Source organism: Novosphingobium ovatum (assembly GCF_009909235.1).
Classification (GTDB): Bacteria; Pseudomonadota; Alphaproteobacteria; order Sphingomonadales; family Sphingomonadaceae; genus Novosphingobium; species Novosphingobium ovatum.
Genome location: NZ_JAAAPO010000005.1, coordinates 119662 through 138908, shown reverse-complemented (window position 1 = coordinate 138908; position 19247 = coordinate 119662). Strand labels below are relative to the sequence as shown.

The following is a 19247-nucleotide window of genomic DNA, read 5'->3' as shown; positions in this document are numbered from 1 at the left end:
ATCGGCGTAAGCCGCCCTGCATGAACGACTCTGTGCAGGGCAATGTGGCGGCCGACCGCCGGGATCTGGTGATTCTGGGCGGCGGTCTGGTGGGAATGACGCTGGCGCTGGCGGCGGCGCGGCATGGCATGTCATCGCATGTCGTGGAACGCGCCGACCCCGCCGATCTGACCGCCGATGGCGTCGATGGCCGGGCCAGCGCGATCAGCGCGGCCAGCTGGAACCTGTTCACCAATATTGGCTTGGCCGAGGCGCTGGCCCCGCTGGGCTGCCCGATTGACTCGATTGCCGTGACCGACGGGATGAAGCCGGGGCGGATCGATTTCAAACCGGACGCGGGCGATGGCTCGCTGGGGATGATGTTTGCCAACCGCGACATCCGTCTGGCCCTGTTCGAGGCGGCGCGCAACCAGCCCCTGATCGCGTGGCACACACAGGCCGATGTGGTTAAGCGCGAGCGTGACGCCCATGGCGTGGCGGCGACTTTGGCCGATGGCCGCGTGCTGACCGGCAGCCTGATGGTGGGCGCCGAAGGCCGCCGCAGCCCCACCCGCGACGAGGAAGGCATTGGGCTGGTGGCATGGGATTACCACCACCATGCCATCGTCACCGCGCTGGCCCATGAAAAGCCGCATGATGGCGTGGCATGGGAGATCTTCTATTCCGCCGGGCCGTTCGCGCTGTTGCCCTTGCGCGATTTGCCTGATGGCCGCCACCGCAGCGCGCTGGTCTGGACCGTCCCGGCAAAGGACGGGCCGGGCGTCATGGCGCTGTCGGACGCGGCCTTTCTGGCCGAGGTCGCCAAGCGGATGGACGGGTTGTATGGCGGGCTGGAACTGATCGCTCAGCGCATGTGCTATCCCCTGACCTATCAGAACGCGACGCGCATTGTGGGTGACCGGCTGGCGCTGGTGGGGGACGCCGCGCATGGCATGCATCCCATCGCCGGGCAGGGCCTGAACCTGGGCCTGCGCGATGTGGGCGCCTTGGTCGAGGTGTTGATCGAGGGGATGCGGCTGGGGCTGGAGCCGGGGGACGCGCAATTGCTGACCCGTTATGAACGCTGGCGCGCGCTGGACACCTTTACCGTGATGAGCGTGATGGATGGCATCGTGCGCCTGTTTGGCGTGCCGGGCCGCACCGCCAGCGCGGTGCGCCGCATCGGCATGGGCGCGGTGCAGCGGATGCCGGGCCTGAAACGCTTTTTCATGAACGAGGCGCGCGGCACCAGCGGCCGGTTGCCGCAATTGCTACAGGCGCAATAACGGCGCTCAGGGCGTGGTGCTGACCACCGCCGCGGCTGGGGCCGGGGCGGGCTGCGCCACGCGGGCGGCCTCGGCCTGCTCGGCAGGGGTCAACAGGGCGGTGGTTTCGATGATGTCCAGCGCGTGCTGGATCTCGCCATAGCGGTGGGCGTCGGCGATCCATTGCTCGGCCGCCTTGGCCCCTGGCATCAGGCGGATATCGGCGATGGCGTCATCCACCCGCCCTTCCTGCAGGCATTGGCGCGCATGGGCCAGACGGATGCGCGGATCAGGCGCGGGCCCGCCCACATCCTTGCGCAGGACAAACATGCCCGACAGGTCGCGGCGGATCTTGCTCCATGTCGATTCGGCCGCGCCCTGATCGATCAGGCCCGGGCCCAGCGCGTCCAGCCGCGCGATCAGCCGGTCGCGGGTGATGGGCTGATGCGCGGCGTTGATCAGGGTGGACACCGCCACGCCCTGCGTGTCGCCAAAGCGGTGCTTCAACTGCGCCTCGAGATAGCCCAGCGGCGCGCCGCGATCGATCTGCCGCCGCGTGGCAAAGGCGATCAGCAGCGATTCGGCTCGGCCCGCATTGTCGGCCGCTGTTGCCGCCGTCATGGTGATCTGCGTCAGCTTGGCCTCCAGCGTGGCCAGCCGCGTTTCCAGCCCGGCCTGACGCGCCATGGCGCCATCGCCCACCGGGGCCGCCACCGGAGCGGGGGTGGGCGCGGGCAGGTGGCCGCGCAGCCACAGGACCCCGCCGTTCCAATAGGCCAGCCCCAGACAGCCGCCCAGAATCGCACCCAGACACAACAGGCCCACACCTGTGCGCCGCAAGCAGCCCGATCGGGCCTGCGCGCGCGGCTGGTTGGGGAATTCCTCGATCATGCGCGTTATTGTCCTGAACCCGGATCAGAAGGGAAAACCGATTGCAGTGTCTGGCACATTTGCGCCGCCAGTGCCAGCATCGCCTGATCGGCGGCCACGGGCGCGGTGGCCAGCGCGGCCCAGTCGGCGGGATCGCCACAGGCGGCGGTGACGCGCGGCGCGATGGCGATGGCGGCGATGCGGTGGCGCGGAATATGCAGCCGTTCACATTGCGCGATGAAATGCCGCGCCGCCGCCGCCGAATGCAGCAACAGGACAAAGCCGGGCAAGGCATGGGTCTGCAACAGCCGCCCCAGCGTGTCGGGCATCGGAACGGGGGCGCTGGCATAGACGATCCGCTCGGCAATGGAGACGCCGGGGGGCGGGGTCAGATCCACCCGGTCGCGCGCGGCCAGCCGCAACAGGCGCGGGGTCTCGCCCGCGATCCGCAGGGCATGCGCGTCGATCAGCGGTTGCAGCCCGCCCGCGCCCACGCCCGCCACGCTTAACCCGGCGGCGCGGGCGGCGGCGGCGGTGGCATCGCCCACGCACCATGCCGGTTTCAGTCGCAGCCCATCCAGCCCGTCCCCCGCCAGCCGCACCGCGTTGGCACTGCCCAGCAACAGCGCGTCGCAGGTGTCGGGCGCGGGGGGCGTCCACGCCACGGGCGCGGCCTGAAACAGCGGAAAGGCAAAGGCATCCAGCCCCAGCGCATCGGCGGCGGCCAGACTGGCCGCGTCACCCGGCGCGGGGCGGATGATGATGACCGGCGCGCGCATCACGCCGATGGCGGAGCGAAATGGCGCGTGATGCTGACCGGCGCGCGGGCCAGCAGATCGGCGGCCAGCGCGGAGACGGGGGCGTGGTCAGGCCCGGTGACCTGCGCGCTGCCCTCGACCATGTCGGCGCCATCGGGGCTGAACAGGCGGGCGCGTAGCGTCATGGTGTCACCATCGGCCACCGTATGCACCGCAATCGCGCTGTGGCAATTGCCGCCCAGCGCCGCCAGCAAGGCGCGCTCGGCCAGCACGGCGGCGCGGGTGGGGGTGTCATCAATCGCGGCCAACAGGGCGCGGGTGGCCGCGTCATCGCTGCGGCACTCGATGGCGATGGCCCCCTGTGCCGGCGCGGGCAGCCAGACATCGGCATCCAGCGCCGTCCCCACCGCCGCATTGTCCAGCCGGTTCAGCCCCGCCAGCGCCAGCAGCGTGGCATCCGCCTCTCCGGCCGCCAGCTTGCCCAGACGGGTGGCGACATTGCCGCGAAACGGCACGATGGTCAGATCGGGGCGGGCGTGCAGCATTTGCGCCGCGCGGCGCGGGGCGCAGGTGCCGATGCGCGCGCCGGGGGGCAGATCGGCAATGCTGGCCGCGCCCACCAGCGCGTCACGCACATCCTCGCGCGGGAGGAAAGCGGCGATGGTCAGCCAGTCGGGGCGGATCGTCTCGACATCCTTGCAACTGTGCACCGCCAGATCGATCTCGCCATGGTACAGCCACCCGTCCAACTCCTTGGTCCATAGCGCCTTGCCGCCGATTTCGGCCAGCGGGCGGTCCAGCACCTTGTCCCCGCCGGCCACCACCGGCACCAGCGTGATCGCGTCCTGCGACCAGCCATGCGCGGCGCACAACCGGTCGCGGGTTTCGTGGGCCTGCGCCATCGCAAGCGGCGAATTACGGGTGCCAAGGCGCAACGGCCGGGCAGGGAATACAGGTGAATCAGCCATGGCCGCTTGTGCTAGACGGCAATCTCGTTAAGGGGAAGCGCTTGAAACACCTGAAGGACGCAGGCCGCATCCGTTGAAGATCGTAATGGGCATCGAATCGTCGTGCGACGAAACGGCGGTGGCACTGGTCACCGACGACCGGCAGGTGCTTGCCCAGCGCATCGCCAGTCAGGATGACGAGCATCGCCCGTTTGGCGGTGTGGTGCCCGAAATCGCCGCCCGCGCCCATGCCGATCGTCTGGCGCCGATGGTGCGCGCGGTGCTGGATGATGCGGGGCTGACGCTGGATGCGGTGGACGCGATTGCCGCTACTGCCGGGCCGGGCCTGATCGGCGGGGTGATGGTCGGTCTGGTGACGGGCAAGGCGCTGGCCATGGCCTCGGGCAAGCCTTTGCTGGCGGTCAACCATCTGGAAGGCCATGCCTTGTCGCCCCGGTTGGCCGATGCCTCGCTGGCCTATCCGTACCTGTTGCTGCTGGTGTCGGGCGGGCATTGCCAATTGCTCAAGGTGACGGGCGTGGGGCAATACACTCGCCTTGGCACCACCATCGATGATGCGCTGGGCGAGGCCTTTGACAAGACGGCCAAGATCTTGGGCCTGGGCTATCCGGGCGGGCCGGCGGTTGAACGGCTGGCGGCGCAGGGCAACCCCAAGGCGGTGCCTTTGCCGCGCCCGCTGCTCGGCACGGCCGAGCCGCATTTCTCCTTTGCCGGGCTGAAAAGCGCGGTGCTGCGCGCGCATGAGGCGGGCGTCCATGCCCCCGCCGACATCGCCGCCGGTTTTCAACAGGCGGCCATTGATTGCGTGATCGACCGCACGCGCCGCGCCCTTGCCGCCGCCGGAGAGGTGGGCGCGCTGGTGGTGGCAGGCGGGGTGGCCGCGAACAAGGCGGTGCGCGCCGCGCTGGAGGATCTTGCTGCCGCGCATGGGCTTCGCTTTGTCGCGCCGCCGCTGGCGCTGTGCACCGACAATGCCGCGATGATCGCATGGGCGGGCTGTGAAAAGCTGGCCGCGGGCCATGCGCCCGATCCGCTGGATGTGGCCGCGCGCCCGCGCTGGCCGCTGGACCCGGCGGCAGAGGCCGTGCGCGGCGCGGGGGTCAAGGCATGAGCGGCGGGCAGAACGCAACCATCGGCGCGGGGGCGCCTTTGGCGCCGGTCGGGGTGATCGGCGCAGGCGCTTGGGGCACGGCCCTTGCCTGTATGCTGGCCAGCGATGGCACACCTGTCCGCCTCTGGGCGCGCGAGGGCGCGTTAGTCGACGAGATCAACCAGACCCGCCGCAACACCCCCTATTTGCCTGACGCCACCATCCCGCCCAGCGTCACCGCCACCACCGCCATGGCGGATCTGGCCGATCTGGCCACCGTGCTGGTGGTGTGCCCGGCGCAACATGTGGGATCGGTGTTGGCGCAATTGCCGCCGCGCGCCGGTGGAGCCCCGCGCGATCTGGTGCTGTGCGCCAAGGGGATCGAGGCGGGCACCGGCCGGTTGATGGCCGATGTTGCCCGCGCCGCCGTGCCCGATGCGCGAATCGCGGTGGCCTCTGGCCCGACCTTTGCGCGTGAGGTTGCGCTGGGCATGCCCACGGCGATCACGCTGGCTTGCTCTGGCGGGCAGGACCAATGGCAGCGCCTTGCGCCAGTCATCGCCCGTCCAGCTTTCCGTCCCTATTACTCCGATGATGTGGTGGGTGCCGAGATCGGAGGGGCGGTGAAAAACGTGTTGGCCATCGCTTGTGGCGTGGTCGAGGGGCTGGGGCTGGGCGAGAATGCCCGTGCCGCCCTGATCGCGCGCGGCTTTGCCGAAATGTCGCGTTTTGGCCTGTCGCGCGGCGGCCGGGCAGAGACATTTGCGGGCCTGTGCGGGATGGGGGATCTGGTGCTGACCTGCGCCAGCACGGCCAGCCGCAACTATTCATTGGGTCGCGCCTTGGGACAGGGGCAAAGCGCGCAGCAGGCGCTGGCCGGCAAGGCGACCGTGGCCGAGGGCGCGCATACCGCGCCGGTGCTGCGTGATCTGGCGCGGGCCGCGGGGCTGGCCATGCCGATTGTCGAGGCGGTGTGCAGCCTGCTGGAAGGCAGCGCGCCTGCCCATGCGGTGGTGGCGCAATTGCTGGCGCGGCCGTTGCGCGCCGAAACGGGTATGGCCGGAGGCGCCGCATGACCGAGGCGATCCCCTTGCCGCAGACCCCGCCGCCCGCCGCCGATCGCGGGTCAGAACGCGATATTGCGGCTCTGGCCAAGGGCGGGCGCACCAATTTCTTTGGCTTTCTGCTGCGTCTGGCGGCGCGATTGCCGTTCCTGTTCATTGCCGGGCGGCTGTATGGCGCGGACGCCTTGGGGCGGTTTGCCTCGGCGCTGGTGGTGATCGAACTGGCGGCGCAATTATGCACGCTGGGGCAAAAGCGCGGCATCGCTCAGCGCCTGTCCGAGGATGACCGCGATGCGGCCCATATCATCGCTGACGCGCTGGTGCTGACGCTGTTGATCGCGGTGCCGGTGTCGCTGGGGCTTTATCTGTTCCCCTATCCCATGTTCCCCAGCGATGAGTTCACCGCGCTGGACCGGCTGCTGGTGCTGGCGATCTTCCCCATCGCGCTGACCGATATCGCGCTGGCGGCGCTGGCCTATCGGTTTGACGTGGGGGCAACGGTGCGGGCGCGCTCGGTGGTGGAGCCCTGGACGCTCTCGATCGCGGCCGGGGTGTTCTTTGCCGCCGGCAGCATCGGCTGGACCACGGTGGGGGATAGCGGGTTGTCGCTCTCGTTCATCGCCTCGATCTTTGCGGCGGCGGTGGCAGCGCTGGTGCCGCTGTGGCGCTCGTATGGGCTGCCGCGCCGCTGGACGCCGCATCCGCTGCGCATCGGGCGGCTGGCGCTGGACAACATGCCGCTGGCCGTGGCCGATGCGGTGGAATGGGGCACCCGCCGCATCGACATCGCCATTCTGGGCCAGTTTGCCACCACGACATCGGTGGGCGTCTATTACGTGGCGCAACAGGTGGCCAGCCTGCCGCAAAAGCTGAAAACCAGTTTCGAGCCGATTCTGGGCCCCGTCATCACCCGCAACCTGAAAGAGGGCAAGCTGGCCGCGATCGCCCGCCAGGTCAGCCAGGTGGGGTTCTGGATCACCGCCGCGCAGGCGGGCATCGCGCTGGCGCTGGGCATTCCGGGCGATGGCGTGCTGGGGCTGGTCGGGCCGCAATTTACCGGCGGGATTCTGGCGCTGGCATTCCTGCTGGGCGCCGAAGTGGGCGCGGCCACCGCCGTCGTATCCGAAGCCGCGCTGGTCTATACCGCGCCGATGCGCAATCTGTGGGTGTCGATCGCCACCATCGCCTTGCAGGCGGTGCTGACCTTTGCCGGGATGCTGATCGCGGGCGGTTTCGGCTTTAACGAGATGGATCAGGCGGCATCGGCCGCGGGGGCGCTGATGGTGACGCTGTCCATCGCTTCCTTTGTCAAATCGCGCCTGCTGGCGTGGCAGTTGAAACAGCCGGTCAATACATGGCGCTGGTCGTTGCTGTTGGCGGCGGCGGTGGCCAGCGCGGTCGGCTGGGTGGTGATGCAGTTCCCCGCCGAATGGCAGCGCGTGGGGTTGGGCGTACCGCTGATTCTGGCGGTTTATTGTCTGGTCATCTGGCGCTTTGGCTTTGGCCCCGAGGACCGGGTGTTGTTCCGCAAACAGCCCAAGGCCGAGAGCCAGGCATGACGACGCAACGCGCCGCAACGCATCGGGCAAGGGTGCTGGCGGTGGTGGTGGCAAGCGCTGTTCTGGCCAGTGGCGCGGGGACAGCGGCGGCGATGCGCTGGCGCGCGCCCGCGATGATCGCCCAATTGCAGGAGCAGACGCAGGCCGCGCTGGTGACCGTTGGCGGTCGGGGTGTTGTGGCGCGCTTTACCGATGCGGCCGGGCAGGCGACGCGCCATCCGTTGTTGCTGGGCGGAGCGGGGTTGAGCAACGCGCGCCGGGTGGCGGTGGCTGGGGCCGTGGCGGCGGTGCCGGGCATGGGCGGCGTGCATTGGGCCCCGCGCGCGGGCGTCGTGGCGGCCGAAAACGCCGATCCCCTGCGCGCCTGTCAGGCACAGGTCGAGGGCTTGCTGAAAACCCGCTCCATCCGTTTTGCCGAGGCGAGCGCGGCGATTGACCCGGGCAGCCATGGCCTGATTGCCGAGGTGGCCAATGGCCTGCGCCCCTGTGGCGGGGCGATTATCGCGGTGATCGGCCATACCGATGCCAAGGGTGACGAGGCGGCCAATCTGACGCTTTCGCGTGAGCGGGCTTTGGCGGTGCGCAATGCGCTGGGGCGGCAGGGAATCGATCTGGCGCAGATCCGCGCAAAGGGGCTGGGATCGGCGCGGCCGGTGCCGGGGCTGGCGGCCGATGACCCCGCCAACCGCCGGATCGAATTCGCGCTGATCGCGCCCGTCAGCCCGCAGCCCACGGTGATCGACACCCCCGATCCTGCCGGCAGCCCCGACAGTCCGGGCCAATCCATGCCGCTGTGGCTGGAGATTGCTGTGCTGCTGGGCTTGACCTATGGGCTGGGGATCAGCATCGGTTATGGCGTGTGGGGCGGCAGGCTCCGCGCGGGTGAACAGGTTTCTGCGCAGGATTGATACCGCGATGATGACGATGGTAGAGGCCAATTGGCCGGTGTTCGGGGTGGTGCTGATGGCCGCCCTGCTGGTGGCGTGGCTGATCTGGGGGCGGCGTGGCGCTGCGCGTCAGCGCGCCCATGCCCCCGACATGCTGGACGAGGGCGTTGGCCCCACCCGCCGCAATCAGGCGTTGATCGACGCGCCCAGCGCCGCCGCGCAGGTTTCGTTGAACGAGGCGGCCGTTACGGCCGCAGGTCTGGCTGACAGCGGCCCGGCCGAGATCGTGGGCGGCCTGGGCGCGGTGGTGGCCGCCGGCGCATCTGCCGAAGTCGCGGCCGAAGTGGCAGCGGAAGTGACCGCTCCGCCTGCGGTAGAGGGGCCCGCCGCCGATGGCGATGACCTGACGCGGATCAAGGGGCTGGGGCCGAAACTGCGCGCCCGTCTGGCCGAATTGGGCGTGACGCGTTTTGCCCAGATCGCCGCCTGGACCGAGGCGGACATTGCCACGATCGACGCGCAGTTGGGCAGCTTTGCCGGGCGGGCGACGCGTGACCAGTGGGTGGCGCAGGCCGGTTTTCTGGCCAGTGGTGACACCGCCGGGTATGAGGCGAAATTCGGCAAGTTGTAAGGCCGCGCCGATCCGTATTTTCGCATGAAAAAGGGCGGCGGGGCATATGCCCTGCCGCCCAAATCATGTGCCGGGGTCACGCCCGGCGCAACGGCGCGAATTACTGCGCGTCGTCGAGGTGCTGGACCTCGTGCAGGTCAAAGGCCACCGGCTGGCGGTTGAAGCTGCCCGACACGCCGGTCTTGGTCACGCGCAGTTCAAACGGCACCTTGCCGTTATAGGCCGAGCCGCGCAGGATCTTGGTGCCGTTCTGCACTTCGGTGGTGTAGGTATAGGTCACGCCCTGATAGACGAAGGACTGCTTCGGGGCTTCCTCGGCCGAGGCAACGGCGGGAATGGCGAACAGGGCGGCGGCGGCAAACAGAGTCTTGAACATGGCAATAATCCCTTTGGAAGGAGGAAAGATTGCCTCGGGCACCTCTTATTGTTGTTGACGACAGAAATGCCGGGTGGGCGGATGGGGCGCAATTGCATTCCTGCGGGCGACGATTGCGTTATTCGCAACTGCAAAATTTGACTGTCGAGAAGCTCCGGGTAACTCCCTAAAATACGGCGGAAAATGGCGGTTTTGGGTCAGGCCTCTCCAATATTGCGATGCACCATTTCGGGACACACTGCGCGCATGTATTCGTATGTCGGACAAACAATCGCGCTGCTTGGGCCTGGAATCACGGCATGGAGCGCTCTGGCAATCCATTACACGTTCGGGTAAATGCCGGACCAAAGCGGCACGCCACACCAACGCGCGGGCCGACGGAGGGGGCTAATGAGAATCGCTTATCACGCCAGCCGGATCATCTTTGGTCTGTGGTTCCTGTTTTCGGGATGTGAATATTTCCTGCCGCAATTGGGGCTGCAACCGCTGGGCCATACCGCGCTGGCACAGGAGTTCACGCTGGCGATGATCCATTCGGGCCTGTTCACCGTGGTCAAGATTGCCGAGGTGGTGATCGGTATCGCCTGCCTTGCCAATCGCGCCATGCCGTTGATGATGGCGGCGACCGCCCCGCTCAGCTTTGTCATCGTGTGGTGGAATGTGGTGCTGGATCCGGGCGTGATCGAATGGATCTTTGCCGTGCTGACAGGCGGCATGAACGCGCTGATGCTGTGGGTGCTGCGCGCCTATTACCTGCCGATGTTCGTCTGGCTCAGCCCGGTTCCCAGCCCGGCGCGGCCAGCGTAAACCCGGCAAAGTCAAACCCCGGCGCCACCACGCAACTGACCAGCGCCCAGCCCGCATCGGCGCGGGCGGCCTGCCAGTGGTGCGCCGGGATGACGGCCTGTGCGCATTGCCCGGCCAGAATGTCGTTGCCCAGTGCCAGCGTTTCCACCGGCCCGGCGTCGGATGCGGCGCGTTGCAGGCGCAACGGATGGCCTGCATGCCACAGCCAGATTTCGGCCGCATCCACCTTGTGCCAGTGCGAGGCTTGGGCCCCCTCCAGCAGGAAATAGATGGCGGTTGATCCGGCCCGTTCGCCATCATCGGCAGGCGCGCGCCAAGTTTCCACGTACCAGCCGCCTTCGGGGTGGGGCGCCATGCCCAGTCGTTCGATCAGGGCCACCGCCGCCGGATCGCGGCTCATCGCACATCGCCCAGCGCGGACCATGTGTAGCGCATGGCGTCAGGGTGGGCCAGATCGGTGCCGGGGTTCAGCACTGCGGCCGTGCCCGCCGCCATGCCCCAGCGGAAGGCGCCGGCCGCATCCTCGCCGCGCAGGAAACCATGCACCATGCCGGCGACAAAGCTGTCACCCGCCCCGGTCGCGCTTTTGACCGGGACCTGCAAAGCGGGGCGGATGATCACCCCGCCCGCATGGGCCAGCACCGCGCCCTCGTGCCCCATGGTCACCGCGATATGGGCGGCGCGGCCATCGCGCACCCATTGCATCGCGGCCTCGCCCACGGCGGCGGGGGTGTCCAGCTTCTCGCCGATCAGCGCCTCGAACTCGCCCTGGCTGGGCTTGACCAGATAGAGCCCGCCCGCCTCGAGCGCTGCGGCCAGCGCCGGGCCGCTGGTGTCCACCACCAGCTTCATGTCGCGGTCGGGCATGGCGCGGGCAAGGCGGGCGTAAAAGTCCACCGGCACGCCGCGCGGCAGCGATCCCGATGCCACCAGCCAGCCATGGTCCAGCGTCAGGCAATGGTCATAGGCGGCGCGCCACTCGTCCTCGGCCACCAAGGGGCCTTCCGGGACAAAGCGGAATTCCTTGCCGGTGGAACGTTCAAACACGGCCAGCGACTGGCGCGTGTGGTCGTGGATGGCGATGCGGTGGCGCTCCAGCCCGTTCTGGTCCAGCAATTCGTCCAGCAAGGCGCCGGTTGCCCCGCCCGCCAGATAGACCACCTCGACCACCTCGCCCAATCGGGCCAGCACGCGCGCGACATTGATTCCCCCGCCGCCCGGATCATAGCGTTCGGCGCGGGTGCGGATCTTGTGGGTGGGGAAAACGGCCTCTGCCTCACAGGCGCCGTCGATGGCCGGGTTCAGCGTCAGCGTGGCAACGCGGTGCATGCAGGGCGCCCCTGTGTCAGGAGGCGGGCCGACACATCATCGGCCCGCCACAGTCGGATCAACGCTTCTTCACAAATTCCGCGCGCAAAACCAAGCCCTTGATGCCGTCATAGCGGCAGTCGATTTCCTGCGCATCGCCGGTCAGGCGGATCGACTTGATCAACGTCCCACGCTTCAATGTCTGGCCCGCGCCCTTGACCTCCAGATCCTTGATCAAGGTCACCTGATCGCCATCGGCCAGCAGATTGCCCACCGCGTCGCGCACTTCCACCGCGCCCGCGGCCGCCTGCTTGGCCGCCAGTTCAGAGGCGGCCATCCATTCGCCGCTCTCTTCGTCATACACATAATCTTCGTCGGAACCGCTCATCGGGTATGTCCTGTTGGCGCGCGCCGGGGGCGGATCTGCGCACGCGGGGAAAGGGGATTGCCGCCGCCTTGGCACGGATGGCGGCGCGATGCCAGCCTGTATGCGCCGGGGCGCGCGCGTCAGCTTGTGTTCACACGGGATGTGGCACAGGATGGGCGCAACAGATTGATGAAGGAGCGTGGCATGGTCGAGCGGCGGGACAAGAACGCGGGTATGGCGGGCATGGGCCGGTGGGCGATGGCGGCCGGTGGTCTGGCGATGATCGCCGCCACGCTGGCGCCGGTGGCCGCGCAGGCTCAGATCCGCGATCCCGATGCGATGCCCTATGGCTCTGGTCAGGGAGGCGCGCCGGCCGGGGGCGATTATCGCACCCTGACGCCGCCGCCCGAACCGCAGGCGCCCGCCGGCTATGACGGGTCGCAATTGCCGCCCCCGCCGCCCGGCTATGCGCCGTCGGATCAGGATCAGGCGCAGCGCGCGATGGACCTGCAATACGCGCGTGAGGCACAGCGGTGGGCGCGGGACAATTGCGTCAAGTCCAAGGGCGACACGGCGGCAGGCGCACTGGTTGGCGGCATTCTGGGCGCGATCGTGGGCGGCGGCCTTGCCGGTCGTGGCGACCGTGGCGGCGGCATGGCGGCCGGCGCGGTGATTGGCGCGGTGGGCGGCGCGGCGGTGGCCAGCTCGTCCGGGCGCGAGACCAGCCCTGGCTGTCCTCCCGGCTATGTCACGCGGCGCGATGCGCCCGAATATGCCTATGAACCGGCCGGCTATTACTATGCCGCGCCCAGCTGGTATCGCCCGTGGGTGTTTGTGGATGGCTATTGGTCGTACCGGCCCTATCCCTACCACGCCTATTACTATCGCACGTGGCGTGGCCCGGCCTATGGCGGCCCGGTGTATGAGGGGCCGCGCGGAGGCTATTACGCGCCGCCGCCGCCGCCCCGCCCCGCGCCCTATTACGGCGGAGGCTATCGCGGGCATCGCCACTGAGCGGCATTCAGGTGATGGCACAAGGCCCGGAGGGGGAAACCTTTCCGGGCCTTGTGCTGTTCAGTGGCGTGCCTAGGGGGCTTGGCGAAAGGGTGGGCATGGGCCATGTATCCCCGCCATGAGCCAGACTCCCCACCCGACCATCGCGCCCAAGTGGCTGTTTTTGCTGATCGCCGCAGGGCTGTTCGCCACACTGATGGCGCTGTTGCCGCATCCGCCCGAAATGCCCTCCGACCGGCTGGGCGACAAGTTCAACCATATGGGCGCCTTTGCCACGCTGGCGGTGCTCTCGCGGCTGGCGTTCCCCACGGCGGGGCGCTGGCGGATCGTTGAACGCCTGTCCTTCTTTGGCGCGCTGATCGAGGTGTTTCAGGCCATCCCCGAACTGCACCGCGATTGCCAATGGAGCGACTGGGTGGCTGATACGCTGGCCGCCGGGGTCGCGGTGGTGCTGGCCGAGGCGGCGCTGCGGTGGTGGCGCGCGCGGCGGGGGTGATTGTTTAGGTTCGGGGCGCTTTATGCCTCCGGCGGGTTAAGGGCGTTACGCCCTTAACAATCCCGATAATGGAAGCGTTGACGCGCTGTTCCGGCGTTGTGTGTGGTGGCCGGATTTTAAGGCCTGCGGCGCTGGGTAGTGCTTTGCGGCGCAGCCGCCTTTTCCCGCAATCCTTGCTATCTGGCGCCACCGTTCAGTGCAGGGCGCAAGGCTGACAGTATGGGGAGCGCGAGGGACGAGTCCCTCGCATTTACTTCCGCTTGTTGATCTGTAACCCCAGACCAATCCCTCCCATCACGGCGGCGGTGACGAGCGAGACAAGGGCAATGGTGGCTTCTGGGGTCATATGGCTGCGCTCCGAATCGTGTGGCAGCTATCCAATAAGAGGCTGTCTAAACTCTGCGCAACAGCGGTGGCGACAAAATAGTTAGACGACGCGAATTGCAGCAAATTGAAAATAAATTTTTTCCTTGGTGAGGGAAAGTTGCGTCGCGGCGCAATCGGTTTTCCACACCTCTCCCTCACTTCCCCCACTTCTTCGTCTGCTTCCCATACCGCATCTTGCGCGTTCCCGGCTTGCCTTCGTTCGACCGCCCCACGATTGGCGCTTTGCGATCACCTTCGGGCAGGCCCAGTTCGGTGGCTTCCAGCCGGCGGATTTCGTCGCGGATGCGGCCGGCTTCCTCGAATTCCAGATCGGCGGCGGCGGCGCGCATTTTCTTTTCCAGTTCCTCGATATGGCTGCGCAGGTTGTGTCCGACGAGGTTGTTGCTGCCTTCGGCGTCCACCTCGACCAGCACGCCATCGCGGCTGGCGGTGTCGGCGATGATGTCGGCGATCTGTTTCTTGACGCTGGCGGGGGTGATGCCGTGTTCTTCGTTATAGGCCTGTTGCTTGGCGCGGCGGCGGTCGGTTTCGGCGATGGCGCGTTCCATGCTGCCGGTCATGCGGTCGGCGTACAGGATCACCCGGCCATCGACATTGCGCGCCGCGCGGCCGATGGTTTGTACCAGTGACGTTTCGGACCGCAGGAACCCTTCCTTGTCCGCGTCCAGAATGCAGACCAGCCCGCATTCGGGGATGTCCAGCCCTTCGCGCAGCAGGTTGATGCCGATCAGCACGTCATACACGCCCAATCGCAGGTCGCGGATCAGTTCGATGCGTTCCAGCGTTTCAACGTCACTGTGCATGTAGCGCACCCGCACGCCCGCCTCGTGCATGAATTCGGTCAGGTCCTCGGCCATGCGCTTGGTCAGCGTGGTGACCAGCGTGCGGTATCCGGCCTCGGCCGTCTTGCGGCATTCGTTGATGGCGTCCTGCACCTGATCCTCGACGGGGCGGATTTCCACCGGCGGGTCGATCAGGCCGGTGGGGCGGATCACCTGTTCGGCAAAGACGCCGCCCGATTGCTCCATTTCCCAATTGCCGGGGGTGGCCGATACCGCCACCGTCTGGGGCCGCATCGCGTCCCATTCGTTGAACCGCAGCGGGCGGTTGTCGATGCAGCTGGGCAGGCGAAAGCCATATTCGGCCAGCGTGATTTTCCGCCGGTGGTCGCCACGCGCCATCGCGCCGATCTGCGGCACGGTCTGGTGGCTTTCGTCCACAAACAACAGGGCGTTGTCGGGCAGATATTCGAACAATGTCGGCGGCGGTTCGCCCGGCAGGCGGCCGGTCAGAAAGCGGCTGTAGTTCTCGATCCCCGCGCAAGAGCCGGTGGCCGCGATCATCTCCAGATCGAAATTGGTGCGCTGCTCCAGCCGCTGCGCCTCCAGCAATTTGCCCTCGGCCTGCAATTCCTCCAGCCGCACCTGCAACTCGAAGCGGATGGCTTCCATCGCCTGCTTCATGGTGGGGCCGGGGGTGACGTGGTGGCTGTTGGCATAGACGCGGATCTTGTCCAGCTTGGCGCCCGCCTTGCCGGTCAGCGGGTCAAACTCGCTGATCGCCTCGACCTCGTCCCCGAAAAAGCTGATGCGCCAGGCGATGTCCTCATAGTGGCTGGGAAAGATTTCCAGATTGTCGCCCCGCACGCGGAAGGTGCCGCGCGCGAACGCCACCTCGTTGCGCTTGTACTGCATGGCGACCAGCTTGCGGATGATTTCGCCCTGATCCTGATCCTGCCCGACGGTCAGGTCAAAGATCATCGCCGAATAGGTCTCCACCGAGCCGATGCCATAGAGGCACGAGACCGAGGCGACGATGATCACGTCCTCGCGTTCCAGCAGTGAGCGGGTGGCCGCGTGGCGCATCCGGTCGATGGCCTCGTTCACGCTCGATTCCTTTTCGATATAGGTATCGGAGCGCGCCACATAGGCTTCGGGCTGGTAATAGTCGTAATAGGAGACGAAATATTCCACCGCGTTCTCGGGGAAAAAGCTTTTCATCTCGGCGTATAGCTGCGCGGCCAGGATCTTGTTGGGCGCCAGGATCAGCGCCGGGCGCTGGGTTGCCTGAATGACCTGCGCCATGGTGAAGGTCTTGCCCGAACCAGTCACGCCCAGCAGCACCTGCGTCTTGTCGCCCGCCTGTATGCCTTCGACCAGATCGGCAATCGCGGTCGGCTGATCGCCAGCGGGCGTATAGTCGCTGATGATGCGCAAGGGGGGGCTGTCCGCCACCTTGGCCGGGCGGGCGGGGCGATGCGGGGTAAAGCTGGCGTCGGTTTCGGGCTCGTCCAGCCCTCTGCGGATGATCAGTTCGGCCATCGCGGCTGTATGGCCGTTCGCCAATCGTTCCGCAAGGGTGGCCAAAGGGCATGGGGCCGGGGCGATCTGGGCAGGCGGGCTGATGGTAGAAATTCTGCCTCTTGGCGTCTTATGCGGGTGTAAGGTACACCATGCCTTCGACGCCCGCGCCACGCGGGCAGCACCCGCCAGACCGGCGTCAGACCGGCAGGCGATGGGACAGGGAACAGCGCATGACCAATCTGGATCAGCCCTTAGGCCCGGCCGTGGCCGAGGAATCGGACTTCTCCCCGCGCAAGCTGCGCATTTCGGCCGCGATCATTCTGGGCACGCTGTTTGGATCAACGGTGCTGCCGATGATGGCGATTGGCCTGTTGCTGTTGCCGATGACCGGCGAATTTGGCTGGAGCCGCACGCAATTCTCGCTGGGGATGACGGCGATGATGCTGGGGGGCGCGTGTTCGTCATGGTGGCTGGGCTGGCTGGTCGACCGGCTGGGCGTGCGGGTGATGGTGATCGGCGGCACGGTGTGTGTCGGGCTGATGACGATGGCGCTGTCTTTGCAGAATGGCGCGCTGTGGCAGTTCATCACCGGCTTTGCCGTGTTGGGCGGGCTGGGCTCGACCGCGATCGGCTATCAAAAGGTGCTCTCCAGCCTGTTCACCAAGCACCGGGGCAAGGCGCTGGCGATCTTTGGGGTGGAAAGCTCGCTGGCAGGCGCGGTGTCGATCCCGCTGATCCAGTGGTTGCTGGTTAACCATGGCTGGCGGGGGGTGTTTGTGGGAATGGGCGCGATCATTCTGGCGACGGTCCCGGTCTCGCTGTTGTGGCTGGCCGAGCCGGACGCGCCCGCGCCCGGACCAGAGGCCGGAGCCGATCCGCAGGACATCCCCGGCACGCCGCTGGCACAGGCGCTCAAAACGCGGCAGTTCTGGTTCATCACGCTGGCGGGGGTATTGGCGATCATCCCGGCGATTGGCCTTTCGCCCCATCTGGTACCCTATCTGATCGACCGGGGCGTGCCGATGGGATCGGCGCTGGGCGTGGTGACGGCGATGAGCGTGGCGATGGCGGTGGGGACGCTGGCGGGGGGCTGGTCGCTGGACCATTCGCGCGGGGCGTGGATCGCCGCGCCCTTCAGCCTGATTTCCACGCTGGCGCTGGTGGGGCTGTTGTTCCTGTCGGGCAGCGGTCTTGGGCAGATGGTGATGGTTGCCTCTTTCGTTGCCATGGGCTTTGCCGCCGGGGCGAAACGGCCGATGGCCACCTATTTTCAGCTGCGCTTTTTCGGGCTGCGGGCCTTTGGCGGGATCAGCGGCGCACAGGCCCCGTTTCTGGCGATCGGCATGGGGGTTGCCCCGCCCCTGGTCGGGCTGTGCTTTGACCGGTTTGGCACCTATGTCCCGGCGCTGTGGGCGATGGTGGGGTTGATGGGGCTGACCGTGGCGCTCTATCTGGTGCTGGGGCCGTACCGCTATGACCGGCAATTGGCGCCGATCGCTCGGCCTGACTGATTGGTGCCTCGACTGGACGCGCGCAGATGACACAATTGTAAAAATATCTTCGCACGTGCAGCAAGCCCCCCTTGGCAAGGGCTGCGTATTGTTGCAGCTTTGATTCGCCGGGCCATGATCCAGCGGCCCGGCACCGCAAAGGAGGGGCACGGCTGATGACGTCAACCGCGATCTCGTCATTTGACGAGATGATCGATGACCAGGGAAATGTTCGCCCAGCCTATGCCGGTTATCGCCAGTGGTATGACGCGCAGGATCCGAAATGGATGTCTCGTCAGGGAAAGGAAGCGGAGAGCTTCTTTCGGCGGACCGGAATTACTTTCAACGTCTATGGTGAGGCGGCGGGCGAGGAGCGGTTGATCCCGTTCGACATGATCCCGCGCATTATCACCGCCGATGAATGGAAAAAGCTGTCGCGCGGGATCGAGCAGCGGGTACGCGCGATCAACGCGTTCCTGCACGACCTGTATCACAAGCGCGAGATCATCAAGGCCGGCAAGCTACCTGAGCGGGTGTTGGCGCATAACGACGCCTATCTAAAGCAAATGGTCGGGTTCACGCCGCCGGGCGGGGTCTATACCCATATCGTCGGCATCGATCTGGTACGCACCGGGGCGGATGACTTCATGGTGCTGGAGGACAATGCCCGCACCCCCAGCGGTGTTTCCTATATGCTGGAAAACCGCGAGACGATGATGGCCATGTTCCCCGAACTGTTCACGCGGGTGCAGGTACAGCCGGTCTCGGACTATCCGCGCGCGCTGGCCCGCAGTCTGGCGGCCTGCGCGCCGCCCGCCTTTGCCGGGGACCGGCCAACGGTGGCGGTGCTGACGCCGGGGATCTACAATTCGGCCTATTTCGAACACGCCTTTCTGGCCGACCAGATGGGCGCGCAATTGGTCGAAAGCGGCGATTTGCGCGTGGTCGATGGCCGGGTGTGCATGCGCACCACGCGCGGGTTCAAGGCGATCGATGTGCTGTATCGCCGGGTGGACGATGATTTCCTGGACCCGTTGACCTTCAACCCGGATTCGATGCTGGGCGTGGCTGGGATCATGGATGTGTACCGCAGCGGCGGTATCACCATCGCCAATGCGCCGGGGACCGGGATTGCCGATGACAAGGCGATCTATAGCTTCATGCCCGAGATCGTCGAATTCTATACCGGCGAGAAACCGATCCTGAAGAACGTGCCGACATGGCGTTGTGCCGAGGCGGACAGTCTGGCCTATGTGCTGGACAATCTGGCCGATCTGGTGGTCAAGGAAGTCCATGGTTCGGGCGGCTATGGCATGTTGATCGGCCCGACCAGCAGCAAGGCGGAAATCGCCGCCTTTGAGCGCAAATTGCGCGCCAAGCCCGACAATTACATCGCCCAGCCCACGCTCTCGCTGTCCACCGTGCCGATCTTTACCAAGGCGGGGCTGGCGCCGCGTCACGTCGATCTGCGCCCGTTCGTGCTGGTGTCGCCCGGCGGCATCAACATCACGCCGGGCGGCCTGACGCGCGTTGCGCTGAAAAAGGGATCGCTGGTGGTCAACTCGTCGCAGGGCGGCGGGACCAAGGATAGCTGGGTGCTGGCCGAATGAGGGCCTGCGGGGATCGCG

At 66.9% G+C, this 19247-nt stretch carries 19 protein-coding genes; 11 read left to right on the top strand and 8 right to left on the bottom strand.

Translation table 11 applies throughout. The features are described 5' to 3' along the window. Positions 1-20: 20 nt before the first annotated feature. Positions 21-1265 carry a UbiH/UbiF/VisC/COQ6 family ubiquinone biosynthesis hydroxylase gene (locus GTZ99_RS13015; RefSeq protein WP_161719562.1) on the top strand — a complete coding sequence of 415 codons (1245 nt, stop codon included), beginning with the start codon at positions 21-23 and terminating at the stop codon, positions 1263-1265. Between the two features lie 6 nt (positions 1266-1271). Here the strand turns inward: GTZ99_RS13015 and GTZ99_RS13010 are convergent, their stop codons facing one another. The 3 genes from GTZ99_RS13010 to hemC are packed head-to-tail and all read right to left on the bottom strand — an operon-like array spanning position 1272 to position 3840. Beyond that, entirely contained in the window at positions 1272-2135 is an 864-nt protein-coding gene (locus GTZ99_RS13010; RefSeq protein WP_161719560.1) for an MICOS complex subunit MIC60, read from the bottom strand. Between the two features lie 5 nt (positions 2136-2140). Next, on the bottom strand, positions 2141-2893 hold the full coding sequence (locus tag GTZ99_RS13005; protein ID WP_161720033.1) for a uroporphyrinogen-III synthase: 753 nt from the start codon (positions 2891-2893) through the stop codon (positions 2141-2143). Further along, the gene (gene hemC, locus GTZ99_RS13000; protein WP_161719558.1) at positions 2893-3840 is read right to left on the bottom strand and encodes a hydroxymethylbilane synthase; all 948 of its coding nucleotides are present in this window, start codon (positions 3838-3840) and stop codon (positions 2893-2895) included. The genes GTZ99_RS13005 and hemC overlap by 1 nt, the downstream gene beginning before the upstream one ends. A gap of 85 nt (positions 3841-3925) precedes the next feature. Here hemC and tsaD point away from each other — a divergent pair, with 85 nt between their 5' ends. Genes tsaD through GTZ99_RS12975 form a run of 5 tightly spaced genes read left to right on the top strand, consistent with a single transcriptional unit; the run spans position 3926 to position 9071 of the window. After that, entirely contained in the window at positions 3926-4951 is a 1026-nt protein-coding gene (gene tsaD, locus GTZ99_RS12995; protein WP_406818597.1) for a tRNA (adenosine(37)-N6)-threonylcarbamoyltransferase complex transferase subunit TsaD, read from the top strand. After that, positions 4948-6006, top strand: coding sequence for an NAD(P)H-dependent glycerol-3-phosphate dehydrogenase (locus GTZ99_RS12990; protein ID WP_161719554.1), 1059 nt, complete (start codon positions 4948-4950; stop codon positions 6004-6006). The genes tsaD and GTZ99_RS12990 overlap by 4 nt, the downstream gene beginning before the upstream one ends. Further along, a complete protein-coding gene (locus tag GTZ99_RS12985) occupies positions 6003-7553 on the top strand; it encodes a lipopolysaccharide biosynthesis protein (protein ID WP_161719553.1) in 1551 nt (516 codons plus the stop codon). The genes GTZ99_RS12990 and GTZ99_RS12985 overlap by 4 nt, the downstream gene beginning before the upstream one ends. Beyond that, complete coding sequence (locus GTZ99_RS12980) at positions 7550-8461, top strand: OmpA family protein (protein ID WP_161719551.1); 912 nt, start codon at positions 7550-7552, stop codon at positions 8459-8461. The genes GTZ99_RS12985 and GTZ99_RS12980 overlap by 4 nt, the downstream gene beginning before the upstream one ends. A 7-nt stretch (positions 8462-8468) precedes the next feature. After that, positions 8469-9071 (top strand): hypothetical protein, encoded by a 603-nt coding sequence (locus GTZ99_RS12975; protein WP_161719549.1) that lies wholly within the window; start codon positions 8469-8471, stop codon positions 9069-9071. A gap of 100 nt (positions 9072-9171) precedes the next feature. On the opposite strand, the gene GTZ99_RS12970 is transcribed toward GTZ99_RS12975, so the two are convergent. Next, positions 9172-9447, bottom strand: coding sequence for a hypothetical protein (locus GTZ99_RS12970; RefSeq protein WP_161719547.1), 276 nt, complete (start codon positions 9445-9447; stop codon positions 9172-9174). A 390-nt stretch (positions 9448-9837) separates the two neighbouring features. Here GTZ99_RS12970 and GTZ99_RS12965 point away from each other — a divergent pair, with 390 nt between their 5' ends. Then, positions 9838-10254 (top strand): hypothetical protein, encoded by a 417-nt coding sequence (locus GTZ99_RS12965; protein WP_201742528.1) that lies wholly within the window; start codon positions 9838-9840, stop codon positions 10252-10254. Here the strand turns inward: GTZ99_RS12965 and GTZ99_RS12960 are convergent. From GTZ99_RS12960 to GTZ99_RS12950, 3 genes are read right to left on the bottom strand one after another with little or no spacing between them, the layout of a single operon-like run. Next, the gene (locus GTZ99_RS12960) at positions 10220-10654 is read right to left on the bottom strand and encodes a cupin domain-containing protein (protein WP_161719545.1); all 435 of its coding nucleotides are present in this window, start codon (positions 10652-10654) and stop codon (positions 10220-10222) included. The genes GTZ99_RS12965 and GTZ99_RS12960 overlap by 35 nt on opposite strands. After that, positions 10651-11583: a 1-phosphofructokinase family hexose kinase gene (locus tag GTZ99_RS12955; RefSeq protein WP_161719543.1), complete on the bottom strand. Its 933-nt coding sequence runs from the start codon at positions 11581-11583 to the stop codon at positions 10651-10653. Before GTZ99_RS12955 ends, GTZ99_RS12960 begins: the two co-directional genes overlap by 4 nt. A gap of 58 nt (positions 11584-11641) precedes the next feature. Next, a complete protein-coding gene (locus GTZ99_RS12950) occupies positions 11642-11950 on the bottom strand; it encodes an alkylphosphonate utilization protein (RefSeq protein WP_161719541.1) in 309 nt (102 codons plus the stop codon). A gap of 183 nt (positions 11951-12133) precedes the next feature. On the opposite strand from GTZ99_RS12950, the gene GTZ99_RS12945 reads away from it, so the two are divergent. Further along, on the top strand, positions 12134-12943 hold the full coding sequence (locus tag GTZ99_RS12945; RefSeq protein ID WP_161719539.1) for a hypothetical protein: 810 nt from the start codon (positions 12134-12136) through the stop codon (positions 12941-12943). 118 nt (positions 12944-13061) lie between these two features. Then, positions 13062-13439, top strand: coding sequence for a VanZ family protein (locus tag GTZ99_RS12940; protein WP_161719537.1), 378 nt, complete (start codon positions 13062-13064; stop codon positions 13437-13439). A gap of 521 nt (positions 13440-13960) precedes the next feature. Here the strand turns inward: GTZ99_RS12940 and uvrB are convergent. Further along, positions 13961-16147: an excinuclease ABC subunit UvrB gene (gene uvrB / locus GTZ99_RS12935; protein ID WP_161719535.1), complete on the bottom strand. Its 2187-nt coding sequence runs from the start codon at positions 16145-16147 to the stop codon at positions 13961-13963. Positions 16148-16359: 212 nt separating this feature from the next. On the opposite strand from uvrB, the gene GTZ99_RS12930 reads away from it, so the two are divergent. Then, a complete protein-coding gene (locus GTZ99_RS12930; RefSeq protein WP_161719533.1) occupies positions 16360-17640 on the top strand; it encodes an MFS transporter in 1281 nt (426 codons plus the stop codon). A 155-nt stretch (positions 17641-17795) separates the two neighbouring features. Then, positions 17796-19229 (top strand): circularly permuted type 2 ATP-grasp protein, encoded by a 1434-nt coding sequence (locus GTZ99_RS12925; RefSeq protein WP_161719531.1) that lies wholly within the window; start codon positions 17796-17798, stop codon positions 19227-19229. The last annotated feature ends 18 nt before the right edge of the window (positions 19230-19247 follow it).